This is a genomic window from Microbulbifer pacificus (assembly GCF_002959965.1).
In the GTDB taxonomy this organism is placed as follows: Bacteria; Pseudomonadota; Gammaproteobacteria; order Pseudomonadales; family Cellvibrionaceae; genus Microbulbifer; species Microbulbifer pacificus_A.
In genome coordinates this window covers 1,530,207-1,548,155 of sequence record NZ_PREV01000027.1, presented here as the reverse complement: position 1 = coordinate 1,548,155, position 17,949 = coordinate 1,530,207, and the positions used below count along the sequence as shown (strand labels likewise).

The window sequence follows — 17,949 nt, the reverse complement described above, 5'->3', positions numbered from 1 at the left end:
TCACAAGACCAACAATGTTTTTCTGATTTCCCTGAAAACCGATCACTGAGGAATACGTGACCGACTTGAACATTCAGATTCCGGATTTACCTACGGCTGCGGATGTATTTGCCGCCGCCGAGCGCCTTCATGGCAGGATTCACCGCACACCGCTGATGACATCATCAGGCCTGAATGAGTGGCTGGGGGCTGAGATCTATTTCAAATGTGAACACCTGCAAAAGGTGGGGGCCTTCAAGGCTCGGGGCGCAGCCAACGCGGTGCTGCAACTACCGCCGGGAACTGACATGGTGGCCACTCATTCCTCTGGAAACCATGGTGCGGCGTTGGCGTGGGCCGCGGCAGAACGGGGGCTCCGCTGCACCGTGGTGATGCCGGATAATGCGCCTCTTGCCAAGAAAACTGCGGTGGCCGCCTACGGGGCAGAAATCCGGTATTGCGCGCCCACACTGGCGGCGCGGGAAGCTACCCTGGCCGAGCTCGTGGATCAGACCGGCGCCCATGTGGTGCCCCCGTTTGACGACGCGCGCATCATCGCCGGGCAGGGTACGGTGGCGCAGGAGATCGTCGGTCAGTGCCGTGAGCGGGGATTCAGCCCAGACCTTGTGGTTGCGCCGGTGGGGGGCGGAGGGTTGTTGGCGGGTATTGGCCTGGCCATGTGCGCGTTGGCGCCTGAGGTAACGGTACTCGGTGCCGAACCTGCGGGTGCGGACGATGCTCAGCGGTCGTTCCGCAGCGGTGTGCGGGTAACGGACCAGGTGCCAGATACCATCGCCGATGGCTTGCGCACTACCCTGGGGCTGCGCAACTTCGCTGTAATTCGTGAGCGGGTGAGCGATATCGTCACGGTGTCGGAGGAGGGAATCCTTTTGGCACTGCAGCTGCTCTGGGGCCGAACCAAACAGATGGTGGAGCCCTCGGCTGCCGTAGGACTCGCTGCGGTAATGGAGCATGGCTCGCGCTTTCGCAACAAGCGTGTGGTGGTTGTGCTGAGCGGGGGCAATATGGACTTTGCCGTGGTCGCGGGTTTACTGGCCGAACGGTGACACGGGCGGCCAGTCAGTAGTTGCTCGGAGCGTCGTATGCAATACCCTAACGTGTTTTCAATTGTCTCGCAGACATGGCCTTCCTACACCCTATGGTTGAAGAAGTCTGCTGCTACACTGTTGGCAGTTTCGTCCCGTCGCTTGATATGGCTGTGGTTGCTGTCTCTGATGGCGCTGCCAGCCGGGCTGGCAAATGCGGAAGTATTTACTCTCGCATCCGGTAGCGTCGGCGAAGGCGACAGGATATCGCCAGCGCGGTTGTATAAGGGTTCTGCGTGCAGTGGTGAGAATGTCTCTCCAGAGCTGCACTGGCGGGGTGCTCCTGAGGGGACGCGCAGTTTTGCACTGACAATGATCGAGCCGGATGTGCTTTCCGGAAATAGCCGCTGGCACTGGGTCTTGTTTAATATTCCCTCGGATTTGACTTCGTTGCCGGAGGGCGCGGGAGATCCGAAGTCCGGGTTGATACCTGAAGCGATCCAGAGCCGTACCGATTACCGCGGCCACGGATATACGGGCGCATGTCCCCCGGAAGGGCGCGACGATCAACAGTATCAATTCAGGATATTCGCGCTCAAGGTAGACATGCTGCCGCTGGATGAAAGCAGTCCTGCGGCGAAAGTGCTAGAACAGATCGAAGCCAATACGTTGGCGGAAGCTCAGTTGGATGTTATTTACGGTCGTTGAACCGAGTCCGATAGCCGCCGAATCGGCTCTGGCTGTATGCCATAAACAAGAAGGACGCAGAGCTCGCCCATGCAGCAAAATAAAATGACCTGGGGAGAAGCACTCAAGGTGTACTCACGGCCAAAAGTCCTGGCCATGTTTTTCCTGGGTATATCCGCCGGCCTTCCGCTCCTGCTGGTATTTTCCACTCTTACGGCGTGGCTGAGAGATTACGGCGTCAGCCGCACAACCATTGGCTTTGCGGCCTGGATTGGCATCACGTTTTCCATCAAGTTCGTATGGGCGCCGATTATCGACTCGCTGCGTATCCCGTTCCTGACCAACCTTATGGGCAAACGGCGCAGTTGGATGCTGGTATCACAGATCGGCGTTGCTGCCGGGTTGTTCGCCATGAGCCGAATCAATCCACAATTAGGGCTGCCGGCGATTTTCGGTTTTGGCGTACTGGTGGCCTTCTGCTCGGCGTCGCAGGATGTGGTGATCGATGCATACCGAATCGAGGCGGTAGATACGCAGTATCAGGGCGCCATGGCGGCAATGTACGTATTTGGTTATCGGGTCGCGTTGCTGATCGCCGGCGCGGGCGCACTGTTTATCGCCGAATATACCAGCTGGAGTATCAGCTATATGTCGATGGCGGCACTGATGGTGGTGGGGATCATTACCACGCTGCTGGTCTCTGAGCCTGACCATCAAAAGGCGCGTGCCCAAGGGAACGAGTTCCAGCACGAGTGGGTAGACAGAGTGCTAGGCAGTGGCAGGCACAGCAGGATCAGCGAGTGGTTCGTACGTTCCGTTGCTTGCCCATTTATCGAGTTTTTCGAGCGAAACGGGCGATTTGCTATCGTACTTCTGCTGTTTATCGGTATCTATCGGGTGAGTGACATTGCCATGGGGGTCATGGCCAATCCGTTTTATCTCGACCTGGGTTTCAGCAAAGATGACATCGCTCAGATCGGCAAGCTGTTCGGTTTCGTCTGTACCATGATCGGTGCGTTTCTCGGGGGCGCGATGGTGGTGCGGTTCGGTATACTGCGCCCACTGATTCTCGGTGCGGTGATGGTCGCTTCAACCAATCTGCTGTTTGCGCATCTGGCCACGTTAGGTGCGGATAAAACCTGGCTGGCCATTGCAATCAGCGCGGACAATATCAGTGCTGGAATTTCCAACTCTGTATTTATTGCGTTCCTTTCAAGCCTGGTCAATCAGTCCTATACGGCAACGCAGTATGCTCTGTTCAGTTCTTTGATGACTCTGCCCGGCAAATTCATCAGTGGTTTTTCTGGAATTGTTGTCGATGCCGAAGGGTATCCGTTTTTCTTTATTCTGGTGGCGATCCTCGGAATCCCTGCAGTATTGCTCGCAATTTATATTTGGTACCGCAACAGGGATGAGGAAGCGGCCGGTGTTTCTGAAAAGGGGGAGAGAGTACAGAGTTGATGGTGACCGGAAGACTGGTCTTGACTAGAGTTCCCCGGGTTTGGGCCACAGATAAAGCCCCAAATCCACCTTGCCATTGATCAAGGTAATACCCTCAGCTTCCAGCCGTTTTTTCTGCCTCTGCGCACCGGGCTCCGGCAGCGATATTTTACCTAGAGCATTCAGTACCCGATGCCAAGGCAGCCGTGTGTCTTTTGGTAGTTTGCGCAGCGTTTGCCCGACAAGACGTGCTGCTCTCGGCAATCCAGCCAGTTGTGCCAGACTGCCATAAGTGACTACCCGTCCAAATGGGACTTGCGCAAGTGCAAGGCAGATGCGAGTTGTGGCATCATTGGGCTCATTTTTGATTTTCCGCGTTTCGCTGGTTCCTGAAGTTTTACTATTTTCATTTCCAGATTTATTGCGCACTTTCAGCTAATAACTCCAGGCTATCTAAAGGTTGTTTCGTGCATTCTGCTGTTTCCAGAACTTTACACTTTTTTTCCTCGATTTCCCGCCCATTTTGTACCGGGACAGCCATGACCCTGTCGCTGGTCGCCGCCCCCAGTGTCAGCGCCGGCGTGCTGAGCCTGGCCAATGGAGACCGGATTTATGGCGAACTCGTAGTGGTTGAGCGTGACCATGTGGTGTGGAAATCGGAGACCTTCGGCGACATCACCGTGGAAAAGGAAAAAATCCTGTCACTGGAGACCGACAAGGATCTCAAGATCGCCGGTCGCGATGAACCCTGCGCGCTGGCGGGTCACCGTCGTGAACAGTGGGAGCTGTATTGCGACGAGGGTGATGGTTGGGTGATGGACTTTCCCGCGATCGACCACGCCGAGCCGTATATCAATTTCGTAGGTGATCCGATCATTTTCCGCGGAAACGTGGCGGCATCCGGTGTGTTCGAGGACGGTAACCGCGAGCGCGAGGACTGGGATATCAATGCCAACTTCGATATCCGTAATGGCGACTTCCACCACCTGCTTGGTACCCAGTACCAAAATCAGAACAGCACCGAAGTCGAGAATCTGGAGAAGTACCGTCTCAATTACGACCTGCGTTGGATTTTCTCGGAGAAGTGGTTTGCCGCAGGCAACAGTGCGTTTCTACATGAAGAGGCGCGCAACCTGGATCTCAGCACCACGGTCGGTCTCGGTCTTGGTTACCTGTTTTTTGATACGGACAAGTCTGCGTTTTCCATTCAGGGCGGTATGAGCAGTGTGAGAGACGACTTCATCGATTCCTCGCTGAGCGGAACGGCCGATAAGCGTTATGCGGCGGGTCGTACTGCCTGGGATTTTCGCTACAAATTCGAGCTGGGACCTGAAGTTTATTACAACCAGGAACTACTGCAGTCGCTGGATCGGAGCGAGGATTACCAGAGTAATGCGGAAATCGGCGTGCGCACTCCGCTGGTTAAGGGCATTCTGATGGAACTGAAATACGCCTGGCAGTACGACAACACCCCGTCGCTGGACAGTGCGAAAGAAGACACAAAAATGACCGTTGGTGTTGGGTATTCCTGGTAGCCCATCAAAGGGGAAGCCGGTTATCCACCGAATATTAAATTCAGAGGTACCTATGCAGGTTTCAGAAAGTGTTGTCGCCATTACCGGTGCTGGTCAGGGCCTCGGTCGCTCTATGGCTGTTTATCTCGCGGAGCGAGGCGCGCGACTGGCGTTGTTGGATGTTAACCAGACAGGTCTAGATGAAAGTGTCGCTGCCTGTACGGCATTGGGAGCCGAGGCGCGCAGTTACGTTGTGAACGTGGCCAGTGAGGAGGCTGTAGATAGCACTTTTGCCGCGATTGTTCAGGATTTTGATGGTCTTGATGTGCTGGTAAACAACGCCGGCATTATGCGCGATGGCATGTTGCTCAAGGTCAAGGATGGCAAGGTTGCGGAGAGAATGTCTCTGGCGCAGTGGCAGTCGGTGATCGATGTAAATCTGACGGGAGTTTTTCTCTGTACTCGTGCAGCCGCTGCGAGTATGGCCGAGCGGGGTAAAGGTGGCGTGATCGTCAATATTTCCAGTGTTTCGCGTGCTGGTAATATGGGGCAGACCAATTACTCCGCGTCCAAGGCGGGTGTTGCCACCATGACCGTGACCTGGGCTCGCGAGCTCGCCCGCTACGGCATTCGGGTTGCTGCCATTGCCCCCGGATTTATCGGCACCGATATGGTGGCTCAGATGCGTCCGGAAATTCTCGACAGCCTGGTGAAACAGGTCCCATTGCGCCGCATCGGTGAACCAGCGGAAATCGCAAGCACCCTGGCCTTTATTATCGACAACGATTATGTCAGCGGTCGTGTTATCGAGGTGGACGGCGGCGCGAGAATGTAACACCCGGGAGTTGGAGTCCGCGACAGGCGGGCTTCAACTCACTCTGGTGACGCCCCCGTCGCGAAAGTCAGAAAGTACCCACTGCCATAACTGGATGTGGCGGGCGCGAAAGGCTCCGGCGCAAGAAAGCAAGTAGTAGCGCCACATGCGGTAAAATTCCTGCCCGAAATGGTCGGCAAAGTCTTCCCAGGATTTTTCAAAATTTTCGTGCCAGGCCATCAGCGTCCGATCGTAGTCAGAACCGAAGTTGTGCAGGTCCTCTATCAATAATTGCTTTTCCGCGGCATTGCAGATCTGGCTATTCGAGGGTAGATCTCCGTTGGGAAAAATGTATTTTTCAATCCAGGGATCGGTGGTGGAATGGCGTCGATTTTTGCCAATGGTGTGCAACAGTAGCAGACCATTCGGTTTGAGGCAGCGCTTTGCCACTTGCATGAATGTGCGGTGGTTGCGTCGTCCCACATGTTCGAACATCCCGACGCTGGCGATGCGGTCGAATTTACCTGTGAGCTTGCGATAGTCCATCAGCTCAACCTGAATGGGGCGGGCGGCGTAGTGCTCGTCTACAAACTGTTTCTGCTCGCGGGAGACAGTAACCCCGACACACTCAACACCGTAGTGCTCCGCCGCGTAGCCAACGAGGCTTCCCCAACCGCAACCGATGTCCAGTAGGCGCATGCCTGGCTGCAGTTCGAGCTTGCGGCAGATCAGATCGAGTTTGGCTGCCTGTGCCTGTTCCAGATTATCGGCGTCCTTCCAGTAACCACAGCTGTAGGTCATCCGCCGGTCCAGCATGGCGCGGTAAAAATCGTTGCCGAGATCATAGTGGTGTTCGCCGACCTGGAATGCCCGGCGTGGACTCTGCAGGTTGACCACGAAGCTGCGAGTGATTCGCCAAAGGTCGCGAAATGGCTTTATCTGGTTCTGCAGATTGGCGCGCAACAGCCGGTAGAAAAACTGGTCCAGAGCCATACAGCTCCAGTCACCGCGCATATAGCTTTCACCCAGGCCAAGGCTGTGGCGGGCGACTATTTCATCCAGTGCCTGGGCGCGGTGCAGTTGCATGTCCCATGGTCGGTCGCCATTGATTTGGATATCGGCGGTTCGCAACAGCTCTACCAGCAGGTGGGGAGCGGTGGTTGCTGTATTGGTCTTCCCAGTATTGTTGCTCGGATCGTTGGTAACGGTGTCGCTTTCCATTTTGCCTGGTATTCCTTCGCCGTACGGATCTGTCGTCTGCAGATTCGTGTTGCCATGGAAAAGGGCTCAGTAGCGCGTATTTGCGCGTCACATAGGGGAGTGGCTACACTGCGAACCCGATAAGCTGCGCGCTCCCATTTGGGATTTCTGCGCTGATTCCTGTTAAGCATATTAGATATGCCAGATTCTGTTGGCTTGCAAACTATACACCGGCCCGTATCTCGCGGAACTGTTCCGCCGTGGAGTCCAAAACCATGCGTCCATTCCTGATTCTTTTTATTGTCCTGCCGATTCTCGAGATGTGGCTGCTGATCTCGGTCGGCGAAAAAATCGGCGCACTGCCCACCATTGGCCTGGTGCTGCTCACGGCAATGGTGGGGGTGGCGTTGCTGCGGCACCAGGGTATTTCCACCCTGATGCGTGCCCAGGAAAAAATGCGCGTGGGGGAGGTTCCGGCCCGGGAGATGGCGGAGGGGGTTTTCCTCGCGGTCGGCGGTGCTCTGCTGCTTACTCCGGGATTCATCACTGACACCTTGGGCTTCATCTGCCTGATACCCGGCTTGCGCCAACTGGTGCTCGGCAAGTTCCTGAGCCGCATGGTGATTGTTCAGCCGGGTTATACGCCCGGCGCGGACGGCCAGGAACCCGATGGCGGCCGAATCATTGAGGGAGACTATCAGCGAGAAGGTGAGGATAAAAAGTCGCGTAGTCAACCTCACAACAAGTCTGCGGAAGATAATCCCCATCTCTGAGCTCTGCCTGTTTTTTGACCTTGCACGCTGCTGGCACCACATTTTTTCCCAGTTTTTTTCCTGCCGCTGTTGAAATCCCTCTGCCCGCCCTTAGATAGGCTGCACCTCAAGTTTTTGCTCCGTTGCAGTCTTCGCAGCGGGGCTGGCCCCACGGTCAGAGAGAGCGTGGGTCACTTGGTATTGCAACCCCAAATAACTCAATGGAGAGCCAATCCATGAAAATTCGTCCTTTACACGACCGCGTCGTAGTACGCCGTAAGGAAGAAGAAGCCAAATCCGCCGGTGGTATCGTTCTGCCGGGCGCTGCCAAAGAAAAGCCGAATCAGGGCGAAGTGGTTGCCGTAGGCGAAGGCAAGCTGCTGGACAACGGCGACGTGCGCGCGCTGTCCGTAAAAGTAGGTGACACCGTAGTGTTCGGCCGTTATGCCGACAGCAACACCCTCAAGGTGGATGGCGAAGAGCTGATCATCATGAGCGAAAGCGACATCTACGGCGTTCTGGAAGGGTGATAAGCCCCCCGAACCTCCATCGCACACAGAATTGAGGAAATAAAATCATGGCAGCTAAAGACGTAAAATTTGGTGATGACGCCCGTCAGAAAATGCTGAACGGCGTAAACATTCTGGCCAACGCCGTAAAAACCACTCTGGGCCCGAAAGGCCGCAACGTGGTACTCGACAAATCCTTCGGCGCGCCGACCGTTACCAAAGACGGTGTTTCCGTAGCCAAGGAAATCGAACTGAAAGACAAGTTCGAGAACATGGGCGCACAGATGGTGAAAGAAGTGGCCTCCAAGGCTTCCGACACCGCTGGTGACGGCACCACTACCGCCACCGTACTGGCCCAGGCCATCGTGACCGAAGGTCTCAAGTCCGTAGCCGCAGGCTTCAACCCGATGGATCTGAAGCGCGGTATCGACAAAGCCGTTGCAGCAGCGGTCGAGCATATCGCCAGCCTGGCGACTCCCTGTGAAGACAGCAAATCCATCGCCCAGGTAGGCACCATCTCCGCCAACAGCGACGAGCATGTGGGCACTATCATCGCGGAAGCGATGGAGAAAGTGGGTAAAGAAGGCGTAATCACCGTTGAGGAAGGTTCCGGTCTCGAGAACGAGCTGGACGTGGTTGAAGGTATGCAGTTCGACCGCGGCTACCTGTCCCCGTACTTCATCACCAATCAGGAAAACATGACTGCCGAGCTGGATAATCCGTTCATCCTGCTGGTAGACAAGAAAATCTCCAACATCCGCGATCTGCTGCCACTGCTGGAGCAGGTAGCCAAGGCGTCCAAACCGCTGCTGATCATCGCGGAAGACGTGGAAGGTGAAGCGCTGGCCACCCTGGTTGTGAACAGCATGCGCGGTATCGTGAAAGTGGCTGCCGCCAAAGCACCGGGCTTCGGCGATCGTCGCAAGGCCATGCTGCAGGATATCGCTATCCTGACCGGCGGTACCGTGATCTCCGAAGAAGTTGGTCTGGAGCTGGAAAGCGCTACCCTGGAGCACCTGGGTACCGCCAAGCGCGTAACCCTGTCCAAGGAAAACACCGTGATCGTTGACGGTGCCGGCAATGTCTCTGACATCGAAGCACGCGTTAAGCAGATCCGTGCCCAGATCGAAGAGTCCTCTTCCGACTACGACAAAGAAAAACTGCAAGAGCGCGTAGCCAAACTGGCTGGCGGTGTTGCCGTGATCAAGGTTGGCGCTGCCACCGAAGTCGAAATGAAAGAGAAGAAGGCTCGTGTTGAAGACGCCCTGCACGCAACCCGTGCAGCGGTGGAAGAGGGTGTAGTACCTGGCGGTGGTACCGCGCTGGTTCGCGCAACCCAGGCGATCAAGGTTGTTGGTGACAACGAAGATCAGAACCACGGTATTGCCGCCGCTCTGCGCGCGATGGAAATGCCGCTGCGTCAGATCGTTGCCAACGCCGGTGAAGAAGCTTCCGTTGTTGTAGACAAAGTGAAGCAGGGTGAAGGTAACTTCGGTTACAACGCCGCTACCGGTGTTTACGGCGATATGCTGGAAATGGGTATCCTGGACCCGGCCAAAGTAACCCGCTCCGCATTGCAGGCTGCCGCATCCATCGCCGGCCTGATGATCACCACCGAAGCCATGGTTGCAGACATCCCGGAAGACAAGCCCGCAATGCCTGATATGGGCGGCATGGGTGGAATGGGTGGTATGGGCGGCATGATGTAAGCCGGCTTCCAGCCAAACCCATAAAAAAACCCCGCATTGCGGGGTTTTTTTATTTTCACCATAGGTCGCGATCGTTCTCGACTTAACTTGCCGCGAGATAAAGAATTTCAGGCTCTGAAACCTGAGTATTTGTTATCAACGGCAAGCGATCCATTGGGCTCAATACGCCCTTATCACCACGATTGATCACATGGGTGTAGATCTCGGTGGTGCTGATATCCGAGTGCCCCAACAGCTCTTGGATCGTGCGCAGATCGTACCCGGCTTCCAGCAGATGGGTAGCGAAACTGTGGCGAAAGGCATGGGCTTTGGCTGGCTTGAGCACTCGCGCCTGCTTCACCGCAAGTCGAATCTGGCGGGACAGGGTGGAGGGATGCATATGATGGCGGCGCTCGACACCGGTGCGAGGATCTACCCCGATATTGCTGGATGGAAATAGATACTGCCAGGTAAGCTGGCGTGCCGCATTTGGATACTTTCGCTCGAGCGCGTCTGGCAAATACACCTCACCGAAGCCATCCTCTAAATCGCGCTGGTGCAACCTCGCCACTTTTCGAATCTGTGCTTGTAATTCAACCTTCAGATCCTGCGGCAAAATCGTTGTCCGGTCTTTATTGCCCTTGCCACCACGTACAACGATATTGTTACTACCAAAATCAATGTCCTTAACCCGTAAAGACAGCAGTTCAGCAATTCTCAAACCCGTGCCATACATCAAAGCAACCTGGAGCCGGTAAACCCCATCCAGCTGTGCGAGGATCCTGGCAACTTCTTCGCGGCTGTACACAACAGGTAGCTTGCGCGGTTGCTTGGCAGTCTTGAAGTCGAGATCATCGGTATCCCTGTCGAAAAATCGCTTGTATAAATAAACCAGCGCATTCAATACAACACGTTGCGTATTTATGGCGCAGCGTCGGTTGATCGAAATATGGTTCAGGTACGACTGGATTTCACTGCGGCCCAAATTCTTGGGATGCTTGAGGCCATGAAAGTGGATAAACCTCTTGATCCAATGTATGTAGGTTTGCTCTGTTCGATACGACAGTCCATTTTGGCGCATATGCTGACGAAGTTGATCGATAAAACGAACCGGAGTAGCCGGAATACTGTGGCGAATATCGTCCATTTCACACTCCAGACTGGATTTATGTACAGTATTTTTCCTGGGGTGGCGTGTGTCAATATCCAGATCAGTAGCGGTTGTTCAAAAAGTGGTCAGATTTTCACAAGCTATTGATATTCATGCGTTTTATTTTGGCGTATTTCCAGTCTTTCAGAGATATATTGATCGTGTGCCATATATCAGGTTTACTTCAACTTGTGGGGGCTTTCTGTATCTATTTGATTTGGATAGGAATTTTGTTTCCGGATGGCTTTTAGTGGTCCGCAAATAGCTGGATCAGTGATATAGAGACTGGGCTTTTGAATAAACTGTTATGCATCGGTGTAGTACATGTATCAACCATCAAAACCAGAGAAGATTGCCAGAGGAATTATGCTGGGGTTTGTTCCAGTAACGTTTCTGATTTTTATCTATGTGGTCATCTTCGCATTTGCGGCTAGAGGCTCAAGCCACAAAGAAGAGGTTGGTAATTTTTTCTTTGCCAGCCACGAAACAATATTTTTGTACGTGCTGGTCTTTGTATATATTTTGTCCGCGATCTTTGGCTACTTCAAAGGCTGGGAAGGTTATACCAAAGCATTTTCGTTTCTTGATAAGTGGCTAGATAATACTGGCGGTATAAAAGTAGATCCTGGAGCCAGAGTCCTCACTCCGAAAGATCGCGCTCGGAACATGCATAACAAAGCCAGGCAGTAAAGCTACGGGCCTTTGGCCCTCCGCGGGACAGCTTACCTTGTGCACCTTTTGCGCGGGTCGCTTCGCTCCCATTTTTGCGCAAAATGCGCACAAGGTAAGCTGCCCCTGCTGGCGGCGTTACCTAGCGCTAGATAGAGATTGGCTTTCTTGCCAAGAGGATTTCTGAAAGTTCATCGCATGGCCAGTACTTGGTAATCTGTTTTTGGCGTTGCGAGTCGTGGCTGTTGGAAAGCTAGGGGCATAAAGGGGGTAGCAAGTTCTGTGTCGCGTCAGCAAACCGCTTCGCGGATTGCAGTTTGTGTAAAGTGGTTGTCTGCCCGCCAAGCTTCATTGGCAAAAGGCGCCAATCAACCTTGGCTTATTCCTTCCAAGGAATTAGCGCGAGGCAGTCGGTTAGCAGTATAAAGTACGGAGTTTGGCGCACAACTTGAACGGTTTGTTGCCGCACAGAGCCTGTAGTACTTGGCAGCATTTTTAGAGCGTCATGTTCATTTAGGTAACAAGGCGCTGCAGAGCGACGGCCAACTTTGTGCACTTTATGCGCGGTCGCTTTGCTCCCATTATTGCGCATAAAGCGCACAAACTTGTCCGCGCCTGAGCGCGGCGTTAATGTTCAGGTTCAACATGCCGGCGCCTTCGAGAGTTCGGGGGCAGTTTACTAGCGATTCGGCGGATTCCGGCCTTGTAGAAACGCAATCGCTAGCAGGATTTTACGGTTGGTTTTAATAGGCGGCAGTGGTTTCCATTCTTTTGGTTTGGTGGTGGCGCCGGAAGAAGTGTAGTGGGGGAGTCCCGTTTGGCTTTTTAGCCGCTCCAGGGAAAGCGTGGCACGGTACAGCCAATCGTGCCGCTAGTCGTTTGTTAGTTATTGGTGGCTTCAGGTTTGCTGGTCTTAAACGTACCAAGTAGCTTTTAGTGCCCCAACATTAACAATCACGGGCAGTGATGCTCCGGCCCTTCGGGCCTCCGCGGGACGGCTTACCTTATGCACGTTTCACGCGGGTCGCTTCGCTCCCATTTTCGCGCAAAACGCGCATAAGGTAAGCCGCCCCTGCCGTGGGCGTTATAAACCCAAGTAACGAGAATAAAGTAGCACCCCATGAATATACCTTTGACAGTAATCGGACAGTTCATAATCATCTTTGCAGTAGTTATTGCGACTGTCAGCTATTACCTTGGTAGAAGAAAAACAGAAACGCCTGCATTGGCTGCCGTACTTGGGGCGGTATTTTCTATCGTGCCTATTTTTGGCCTTATTTATGTTGTAGTTTTAATGTTTAAGCGCGATCTGGTAAAAGAGGCTGAGTCCCGAGCGTAATTCGGTTTATAACAAGGCCGGGCAATTCGCTCCAGGCCTTCGGCCCTCCGCGGGACAGCTTACCTTGTGCACCTTTTGCGCAGGTCGCTTCGCTCCCAGTTTTGCGCAAAACGCGCACAAGGTAAGCTGCCCCTGCCGGCGGCGTTAGTGTTTTTGACAGCGGTGGTATTTTGTGGTTTTGGCTTTCGGAAAGTCCGGTACAACAAACGGTGGTTCCGGCACCTGGTGTGGCCAGAATTGGCAACGTGAAATAGTGGTTCCACTATTCAGCATTGGCAATTCGGCTTCAGCACAGTTTCCGGCAACTCTATTTGTGCCGTGCCGCAAAAGGCTAAACGTCGGCTTCGCCCACGATTTTGGTAGAGCCCGAAAGTGTGTGCCAAGTTAGCGGCACCGCACCGGGGTATTTTCAGGTATTGTAGGGGCTAAACCGTTCGTTCTTGTCAGTGGTTGCTTCGAACTAGGGTGCACGAAATATAGTCAGGCAGAGGCCCGAAACACTAACAAGCAGCGGCAGAGCGACAGCCAACACTACGCGCCTTTTGTGTTACTCGCTGTCGCTCAAACATTAACACAAAAGGCGCTCCGCGTTGGCTGCGCCTGCGCTGGGCGTTATGCATAGTTTCTGGTAGATCCACTCTTAATGCTTAAAACATGAATATTTGTATAAAAATTGTGGTTTTCCTACTTTCAGCGATGAGTATTGGTTGCGCTCAAACGCAGAATGAGTCGGAAGCTATCGATTATTCAAAATCTGTACACTCCGACGAGCAAATTAGTAAAAACATTACTGATATAGCTGTTGAGATAAAAAAGAAAATTGAAAGTAACTGGGTGCAGCCTGAATCTGCCACTAATGGCATGGTGGTCAAGATGAACTTAAGGTTTAATTCTGATGGCAGCGTGAGACAATCTAAAGTGACTGAAACAAGTGGACTTGAAGAGCTTGATAACTCCGCATTAGCTGCGGTAAAAATTTCTCAGCCGTTCAAAGAAATTAAAGATCTTTCATCGGAAGATTTTGATAGATACTTCTCAATCATAAGCTTCCATTTCATGGTGGTTGGGAAGCAGTAAGTGCATAACAATCAGCGGCAGAGCGACAGCCAACGCTACGCACCTTTTGCGTTACTCGCTGTCGCTCAAACATTAACACAAAAGGCGCTCCGCGCTGGCTGCGCCTGCGCTGGGCGTTATGCATCAGGAGAGAATTGCATGATTGAAGAGGTTTTTCCTCACGTTGGCGAAATATTACTTGAGAGAATTTTTAACGAAGATAAGTCTCTTCTCGCCAACTTTCTAGAGATTGAAGAGAGCAATATTCAGTCTGTTCACAGACAGTTGCCATTGGAGTTCGTCGGTAGCCCAGTAATTTTTGACGGATTTTCCACTTTGGATCTGGGCGTACTCCTAAAGAATAATAAAGTTCTTCCTATCGAAGTAAAACTAGGTCGTTTTGGACTAGCTAAAGCATCAGTTAATAAAATGCTTAATCCGTGTTCAATTTCAGCACATACGTCTGAATACCGAGTTTCAGGTAAGCTTTTTGCAATTCTCAATCGGAATTACGATTCTGAATTAGCTAAAATTGTCGGCAATACTGAACTTTGCACAAGAATTAATGGAGAAACCCATCCAATATCGGATGTATGGGGCGTTATTGCAAGAGATAGCGTTATTTCATCTTGGAAAAAAATGCCACCAGACTTCAATGGAAAGCAAAAAATAATTAGCATTGAATCGGTTTGCTCAAGCTATGGTGAGCACGAATTTAACAACTTAGTAGGTGGTATTTTTTCCGGGGTAAATTTTTACAACACATGGTTCCCCCAAAATGCATAACAAACTGCGGCAGAGCGACAGTCAACACTACGCGCCTTTTGTGTTACTCGCTGTCGCTCAAACATTAACACAAAAGGCGCTCCGCGTTGGCTGCGCCTGCGCAGGGCGTTATGCGGTGAGATGAATGAGCATCGTAGATAAAATAAAGGAAATTTTAAGGCCAGCTCCTCAAGAGCCGGACTTAGTTCACCCAGTATTTGGTGAAATGGATGCAGAGGTCTGTGGAGATGAAGACGATTTTTGGCAAGCTAATATTATTTTTAAGCCGCTAAATAAAGAAATAGCGGTAAACGTTTTGGCTGGTGCGGAAGGGCCATCTCAAAGTCAGGTGGAATTCTACAAATCCTTTGAATCTAGCTATATCAATGATTTCAATCTTGTAGCTCCAAGCTTAATCAAAGAGGCTGAAAATTGGTCGATAAAAGTCGAGGATTTTCAAAGTAGTTTCTTATTCGTTTCACTCACAATACCAAAACTTGGAAAAAGAGATGGTAAGTGGGAGTTATCATTTGAATGCCTTGAAGATGCCAACCTCCATATGTTTACAGCTGAAATAGAAAATAGCTCTGTAGTAAACGTTAGAATCGACGGGTAGCGCGCATAACAATGCAATGCAGCCGACATCTTACTTTGTGCATTTTTTGCACGGTCGCTACGCTCCCATTTTCGTGCAAAAAGCACACAAAGTAAGCTGCGGCTGATCGCGGCGTTAAATTACGAGTCAGCCATGCGAAAGCTTGTATTCACAACAATTATTTCTTTTTTTTCATCGCTTGGTATTGCGGAGGAGTTTCAACCAAATACAAAGGGAAACAGAGATGTATTAAATTCTTTGCAAAAGGCTGGTTCAAATCTAAGCAAGTTACATCCGGTCGAACATCATTTCTATTGCTATACCTATGATTGTCTGGCCTATATAGCAGGAACAGGTAAAACTCTGGGGTATGAAATTAGAAATGTTGGAAAAGGTGAACATCAAGGAGTCGAGTACTTCTACGGTGATCTCGTTAAAGAAACTCTACTGAGTTTAGAAAAAATTGACCAAGAAAATGTAATCATGCTCAAAATCGCCGAAGATGCCGGAGCAGAGTACGATGGGTGGGGAACCCCAGTAGTCAAATAATTTAACAAAGCCGGGCAATTTGCTCGGAACCTAACCCGCTTTTGCACACACCTCCATCTAACTGAGTTGGAGGTGTCAAATGGCACGCAGAAAGCACTACAACCGCTACGACGATGATTTCAAAGCAACAGCAGTCTCGCTAACCGAGATTCCTGGTGTGCTAGCCAGACATGTGGCTGAAGCGCTCGATATCCATGAAGTGATGCTTTATCGTTGGCGTATGGAGATGCGACGGGGGCAGATCATGGCCAAGAAGAAAAACATACAGATTGATCCTGAGGTGAAATCAGAGCTGAAGCGGCTGAGAAAGCTGGAGCGGGCACATAACCTACTCCAGGAAGAGCATGCCCTTTTAAAAAAAGCCATCCAATTCTCTTTACAGCAAAAAGGGAAATCTTCGAATTCATAGATCAGCACCGGGTAAAGCACAGTATCGCTATGATGTGCAGGCTCTATGGTGTTACCCGGGATGGATATAACTCCTGGCGCCGGCGGGGTACTTCTGACCGTGAGCAGGAAGACAGCGAGCTTTTCGAGCATATTAGATCGATCTTCAATCGGCATGATGGCTGCTATGGCAGCCCGAAAATCACCCAAGAGCTTAAGAAAACAGGTATAAATGTCGGTCAAAAGCGAGTTGCTAGAATCATGCGAAAGCACGGCCTTCTGGCCGTAAAGTCGAAGATCTATACAGCTCGGCCGGGCACGTACAAGCATGTCTACGGGATCAAGTGCAAAATAGAGGGCATCGAACTGACGCGTCCGAATCAGCTTTGGGTGGGTGATGTTACTTATATAAAGCTGAGTGATGGTAGCTGGCAGTATCTATCGGTAGTCATGGATCGCTACAGTAGGAAAGTGGTCTCCTGGTCGCTGAGTGCTCGCAGAGATGTTTCTCTGACTCTGGCCAGCATAGATAGGGCGGTACGCAACCGCGGGCATCACCCGGAGCTGATCTTCCACTCTGACCGTGGTAGCGAGTATCTGTCAGGCCAATATCGTGAGCGACTACGTCGGTATGGGATCAGTCAGAGCATGAATCGGGTGAAGAACATGAATGACAATGCATTCATGGAGTCGTTTTTTCACCAATTTAAAACAGAGCGTATTAAGCGCCAGGTCTTCGATTCTGATAAACAGTTAAGATCGACAGTGACCGAATATATGCGCTACTACAACAATCAGAGATCACATTCGTCTATTGGGTATGTTTCACCTCAAGAATTCGAGTGTAAAATCAGTTGCTAACAACTAGGTGTGTGCAAAAGCGGGTTAAGTTCCCTCCGGCCCATCGGGCCTCCGCGGGACGCCCAACGCTATGCACATTTTGTGCGGGTCGCTGCGCTCCCAGTTTTGCACAAAACGTGCATAGCATTGGTCGCCCCTGTTGCGGGCGTTAGTTGCAACCAGGAATCTAAAGCGTGGTTGAAATCAAAGGAAGTAAAGATTGCGGAAATTCTCCCAAGAATCAGTTTGTTGAGAAGATAGTCATTGCTTTAGAAACTGGCGATTTTGGGTTTCTTGATGAGGTTCTATCTGAAAGCGCTGTCTGGGAGCTCGCGGATAGAAGTGTAACGGAAGGAGATAACCTCCGAGCTCATATTCAAAGTTGTGGAAAGTACGTTACTCTAGTAAAAATTGACCACGTAATTTCACATGGAAAATCTGGCTCAGTAAATGGGTATGTCCAAGATAAGAAAGGCAAAGTATTTCATTTTTGCCACTTCACTGAATTTAGAAGTGCAAAATGTGTAAAAGTCAACAGAGTTTGCAGCTACGGAAAGTCCTAGGCCACGAAGCAACTAACAAGGTGCTGCAGCCGACGTCTTACTTTATGCACCTTTCGCGCGGTCGCTGCGCTCCCATTTTCGCGCAAAAGGCGCATAAAGTAAGCCGTCGCTGAGCACGGCGTTATGCGTAATGTGAGATTCATCGTAATTTTTCTTTTAGCGCTGTTTTTATCTGGCTGCTCAAATAAGCCTGAATTGAGCCAGATACTGGATCAAGCGCTGGGGTATGCCCCGCTAAAGCCATATACGCTTGTCCAGCATAAGCGATCTCCTAAATTCTTGGATATTTGGCAAGGATACAATGAAAGTTTTTTGCTGGAGCTAGATGCGGTGGATTACAAAAACCTTTTAGAGATTGTAAATTCTAAGTGGAAGCTACAGTCTAAGAAAATGGGGAGTGCAGAGAA

The 17,949-nt window shown here is 51.5% G+C and carries 20 protein-coding genes; 17 read left to right on the top strand and 3 right to left on the bottom strand.

Annotated elements, in window-relative coordinates; all coding sequences use genetic code 11:
• The first annotated feature begins 65 nt into the window (after nucleotides 1-65).
• The 3 genes from C3938_RS17380 (at nucleotide 66) to C3938_RS17370 (ending at nucleotide 3,173) form a co-directional block, all read left to right on the top strand.
• Complete coding sequence (locus tag C3938_RS17380) at nucleotides 66-1,046, top strand: threonine ammonia-lyase (RefSeq protein WP_418903584.1); 981 nt, start codon at nucleotides 66-68, stop codon at nucleotides 1,044-1,046.
• A gap of 36 nt (nucleotides 1,047-1,082) precedes the next feature.
• A complete protein-coding gene (locus C3938_RS17375) occupies nucleotides 1,083-1,733 on the top strand; it encodes a YbhB/YbcL family Raf kinase inhibitor-like protein (protein ID WP_233998970.1) in 651 nt (216 codons plus the stop codon).
• A 69-nt stretch (nucleotides 1,734-1,802) separates the two neighbouring features.
• The gene (locus C3938_RS17370; RefSeq protein ID WP_105104452.1) at nucleotides 1,803-3,173 is read left to right on the top strand and encodes an AmpG family muropeptide MFS transporter; all 1,371 of its coding nucleotides are present in this window, start codon (nucleotides 1,803-1,805) and stop codon (nucleotides 3,171-3,173) included.
• A 24-nt stretch (nucleotides 3,174-3,197) separates the two neighbouring features.
• Here C3938_RS17370 and C3938_RS17365 read toward each other — a convergent pair whose 3' ends face one another.
• Nucleotides 3,198-3,581 (bottom strand): MGMT family protein, encoded by a 384-nt coding sequence (locus tag C3938_RS17365; RefSeq protein ID WP_325027407.1) that lies wholly within the window; start codon nucleotides 3,579-3,581, stop codon nucleotides 3,198-3,200.
• A gap of 110 nt (nucleotides 3,582-3,691) precedes the next feature.
• Here C3938_RS17365 and C3938_RS17360 point away from each other — a divergent pair, with 110 nt between their 5' ends.
• Complete coding sequence (locus tag C3938_RS17360) at nucleotides 3,692-4,687, top strand: DUF481 domain-containing protein (RefSeq protein ID WP_105104451.1); 996 nt, start codon at nucleotides 3,692-3,694, stop codon at nucleotides 4,685-4,687.
• A 52-nt stretch (nucleotides 4,688-4,739) separates the two neighbouring features.
• Nucleotides 4,740-5,501, top strand: a complete 762-nt coding sequence (locus C3938_RS17355) for an SDR family oxidoreductase (protein WP_105104450.1) — start codon at nucleotides 4,740-4,742, stop codon at nucleotides 5,499-5,501.
• A gap of 33 nt (nucleotides 5,502-5,534) precedes the next feature.
• On the opposite strand, the gene cfa is transcribed toward C3938_RS17355, so the two are convergent.
• Nucleotides 5,535-6,701 (bottom strand): cyclopropane fatty acyl phospholipid synthase, encoded by a 1,167-nt coding sequence (cfa, locus tag C3938_RS17350; RefSeq protein WP_105104449.1) that lies wholly within the window; start codon nucleotides 6,699-6,701, stop codon nucleotides 5,535-5,537.
• Between the two features lie 254 nt (nucleotides 6,702-6,955).
• Here cfa and C3938_RS17345 point away from each other — a divergent pair, with 254 nt between their 5' ends.
• From C3938_RS17345 to groL, 3 genes are all read left to right on the top strand, one after another.
• On the top strand, nucleotides 6,956-7,453 hold the full coding sequence (locus tag C3938_RS17345) for an FxsA family protein (protein WP_105104597.1): 498 nt from the start codon (nucleotides 6,956-6,958) through the stop codon (nucleotides 7,451-7,453).
• 215 nt (nucleotides 7,454-7,668) lie between these two features.
• On the top strand, nucleotides 7,669-7,962 hold the full coding sequence (locus tag C3938_RS17340) for a co-chaperone GroES (protein WP_105104448.1): 294 nt from the start codon (nucleotides 7,669-7,671) through the stop codon (nucleotides 7,960-7,962).
• Between the two features lie 47 nt (nucleotides 7,963-8,009).
• Nucleotides 8,010-9,650 (top strand): chaperonin GroEL, encoded by a 1,641-nt coding sequence (gene groL / locus C3938_RS17335; protein WP_105104447.1) that lies wholly within the window; start codon nucleotides 8,010-8,012, stop codon nucleotides 9,648-9,650.
• A gap of 82 nt (nucleotides 9,651-9,732) precedes the next feature.
• Here the strand turns inward: groL and C3938_RS17330 are convergent, their stop codons facing one another.
• Nucleotides 9,733-10,776, bottom strand: coding sequence for an integron integrase (locus tag C3938_RS17330; protein ID WP_105104446.1), 1,044 nt, complete (start codon nucleotides 10,774-10,776; stop codon nucleotides 9,733-9,735).
• Between the two features lie 327 nt (nucleotides 10,777-11,103).
• Between C3938_RS17330 and C3938_RS17325 the strand changes: the two genes are divergently transcribed.
• The 9 genes from C3938_RS17325 (at nucleotide 11,104) to C3938_RS17980 (ending at nucleotide 17,542) form a co-directional block, all read left to right on the top strand.
• Nucleotides 11,104-11,469: a hypothetical protein gene (locus tag C3938_RS17325; protein WP_158681758.1), complete on the top strand. Its 366-nt coding sequence runs from the start codon at nucleotides 11,104-11,106 to the stop codon at nucleotides 11,467-11,469.
• A 1,099-nt stretch (nucleotides 11,470-12,568) separates the two neighbouring features.
• Nucleotides 12,569-12,787, top strand: coding sequence for a hypothetical protein (locus C3938_RS17320; protein ID WP_105104444.1), 219 nt, complete (start codon nucleotides 12,569-12,571; stop codon nucleotides 12,785-12,787).
• Between the two features lie 654 nt (nucleotides 12,788-13,441).
• Nucleotides 13,442-13,864: a TonB family protein gene (locus tag C3938_RS17315; protein ID WP_105104443.1), complete on the top strand. Its 423-nt coding sequence runs from the start codon at nucleotides 13,442-13,444 to the stop codon at nucleotides 13,862-13,864.
• On the top strand, nucleotides 13,865-14,629 hold the full coding sequence (locus tag C3938_RS17310; protein ID WP_158681757.1) for a hypothetical protein: 765 nt from the start codon (nucleotides 13,865-13,867) through the stop codon (nucleotides 14,627-14,629). It begins immediately after the preceding gene.
• Nucleotides 14,630-14,753: 124 nt separating this feature from the next.
• Nucleotides 14,754-15,224: a hypothetical protein gene (locus C3938_RS17305; RefSeq protein ID WP_105104441.1), complete on the top strand. Its 471-nt coding sequence runs from the start codon at nucleotides 14,754-14,756 to the stop codon at nucleotides 15,222-15,224.
• 132 nt (nucleotides 15,225-15,356) lie between these two features.
• Nucleotides 15,357-15,752, top strand: coding sequence for a ribonuclease E inhibitor RraB (locus C3938_RS17300; RefSeq protein WP_105104440.1), 396 nt, complete (start codon nucleotides 15,357-15,359; stop codon nucleotides 15,750-15,752).
• Between the two features lie 79 nt (nucleotides 15,753-15,831).
• Nucleotides 15,832-16,161, top strand: a complete 330-nt coding sequence (locus C3938_RS17295) for a transposase (RefSeq protein WP_233998893.1) — start codon at nucleotides 15,832-15,834, stop codon at nucleotides 16,159-16,161.
• On the top strand, nucleotides 16,122-17,000 hold the full coding sequence (locus tag C3938_RS17290; protein WP_105103723.1) for an IS3 family transposase: 879 nt from the start codon (nucleotides 16,122-16,124) through the stop codon (nucleotides 16,998-17,000). The genes C3938_RS17295 and C3938_RS17290 overlap by 40 nt, the downstream gene beginning before the upstream one ends.
• 173 nt (nucleotides 17,001-17,173) lie before the next feature.
• Entirely contained in the window at nucleotides 17,174-17,542 is a 369-nt protein-coding gene (locus C3938_RS17980; RefSeq protein WP_158681756.1) for a nuclear transport factor 2 family protein, read from the top strand.
• Nucleotides 17,543-17,949 lie beyond the last annotated feature (407 nt).

Bases quoted from the DNA above. Each gene is read 5' to 3' on its own strand.
- C3938_RS17375 (WP_233998970.1), top strand. From the start codon at position 1,083: ATGCAATACCCTAACGTGTTTTCAATTGTCTCGCAGACATGGCCTTCC.
- C3938_RS17370 (WP_105104452.1), top strand. From the start codon at position 1,803: ATGCAGCAAAATAAAATGACCTGGGGAGAAGCACTCAAGGTGTACTCA.
- C3938_RS17360 (WP_105104451.1), top strand. From the start codon at position 3,692: ATGACCCTGTCGCTGGTCGCCGCCCCCAGTGTCAGCGCCGGCGTGCTG.
- C3938_RS17355 (WP_105104450.1), top strand. From the start codon at position 4,740: ATGCAGGTTTCAGAAAGTGTTGTCGCCATTACCGGTGCTGGTCAGGGC.
- cfa (WP_105104449.1), bottom strand. From the start codon at position 6,701: ATGGAAAGCGACACCGTTACCAACGATCCGAGCAACAATACTGGGAAG.
- C3938_RS17345 (WP_105104597.1), top strand. From the start codon at position 6,956: ATGCGTCCATTCCTGATTCTTTTTATTGTCCTGCCGATTCTCGAGATG.
- C3938_RS17340 (WP_105104448.1), top strand. From the start codon at position 7,669: ATGAAAATTCGTCCTTTACACGACCGCGTCGTAGTACGCCGTAAGGAA.
- groL (WP_105104447.1), top strand. From the start codon at position 8,010: ATGGCAGCTAAAGACGTAAAATTTGGTGATGACGCCCGTCAGAAAATG.
- C3938_RS17330 (WP_105104446.1), bottom strand. From the start codon at position 10,776: ATGGACGATATTCGCCACAGTATTCCGGCTACTCCGGTTCGTTTTATC.
- C3938_RS17325 (WP_158681758.1), top strand. From the start codon at position 11,104: ATGTATCAACCATCAAAACCAGAGAAGATTGCCAGAGGAATTATGCTG.
- C3938_RS17320 (WP_105104444.1), top strand. From the start codon at position 12,569: ATGAATATACCTTTGACAGTAATCGGACAGTTCATAATCATCTTTGCA.
- C3938_RS17315 (WP_105104443.1), top strand. From the start codon at position 13,442: ATGAATATTTGTATAAAAATTGTGGTTTTCCTACTTTCAGCGATGAGT.
- C3938_RS17305 (WP_105104441.1), top strand. From the start codon at position 14,754: ATGAGCATCGTAGATAAAATAAAGGAAATTTTAAGGCCAGCTCCTCAA.
- C3938_RS17300 (WP_105104440.1), top strand. From the start codon at position 15,357: ATGCGAAAGCTTGTATTCACAACAATTATTTCTTTTTTTTCATCGCTT.
- C3938_RS17295 (WP_233998893.1), top strand. From the start codon at position 15,832: ATGGCACGCAGAAAGCACTACAACCGCTACGACGATGATTTCAAAGCA.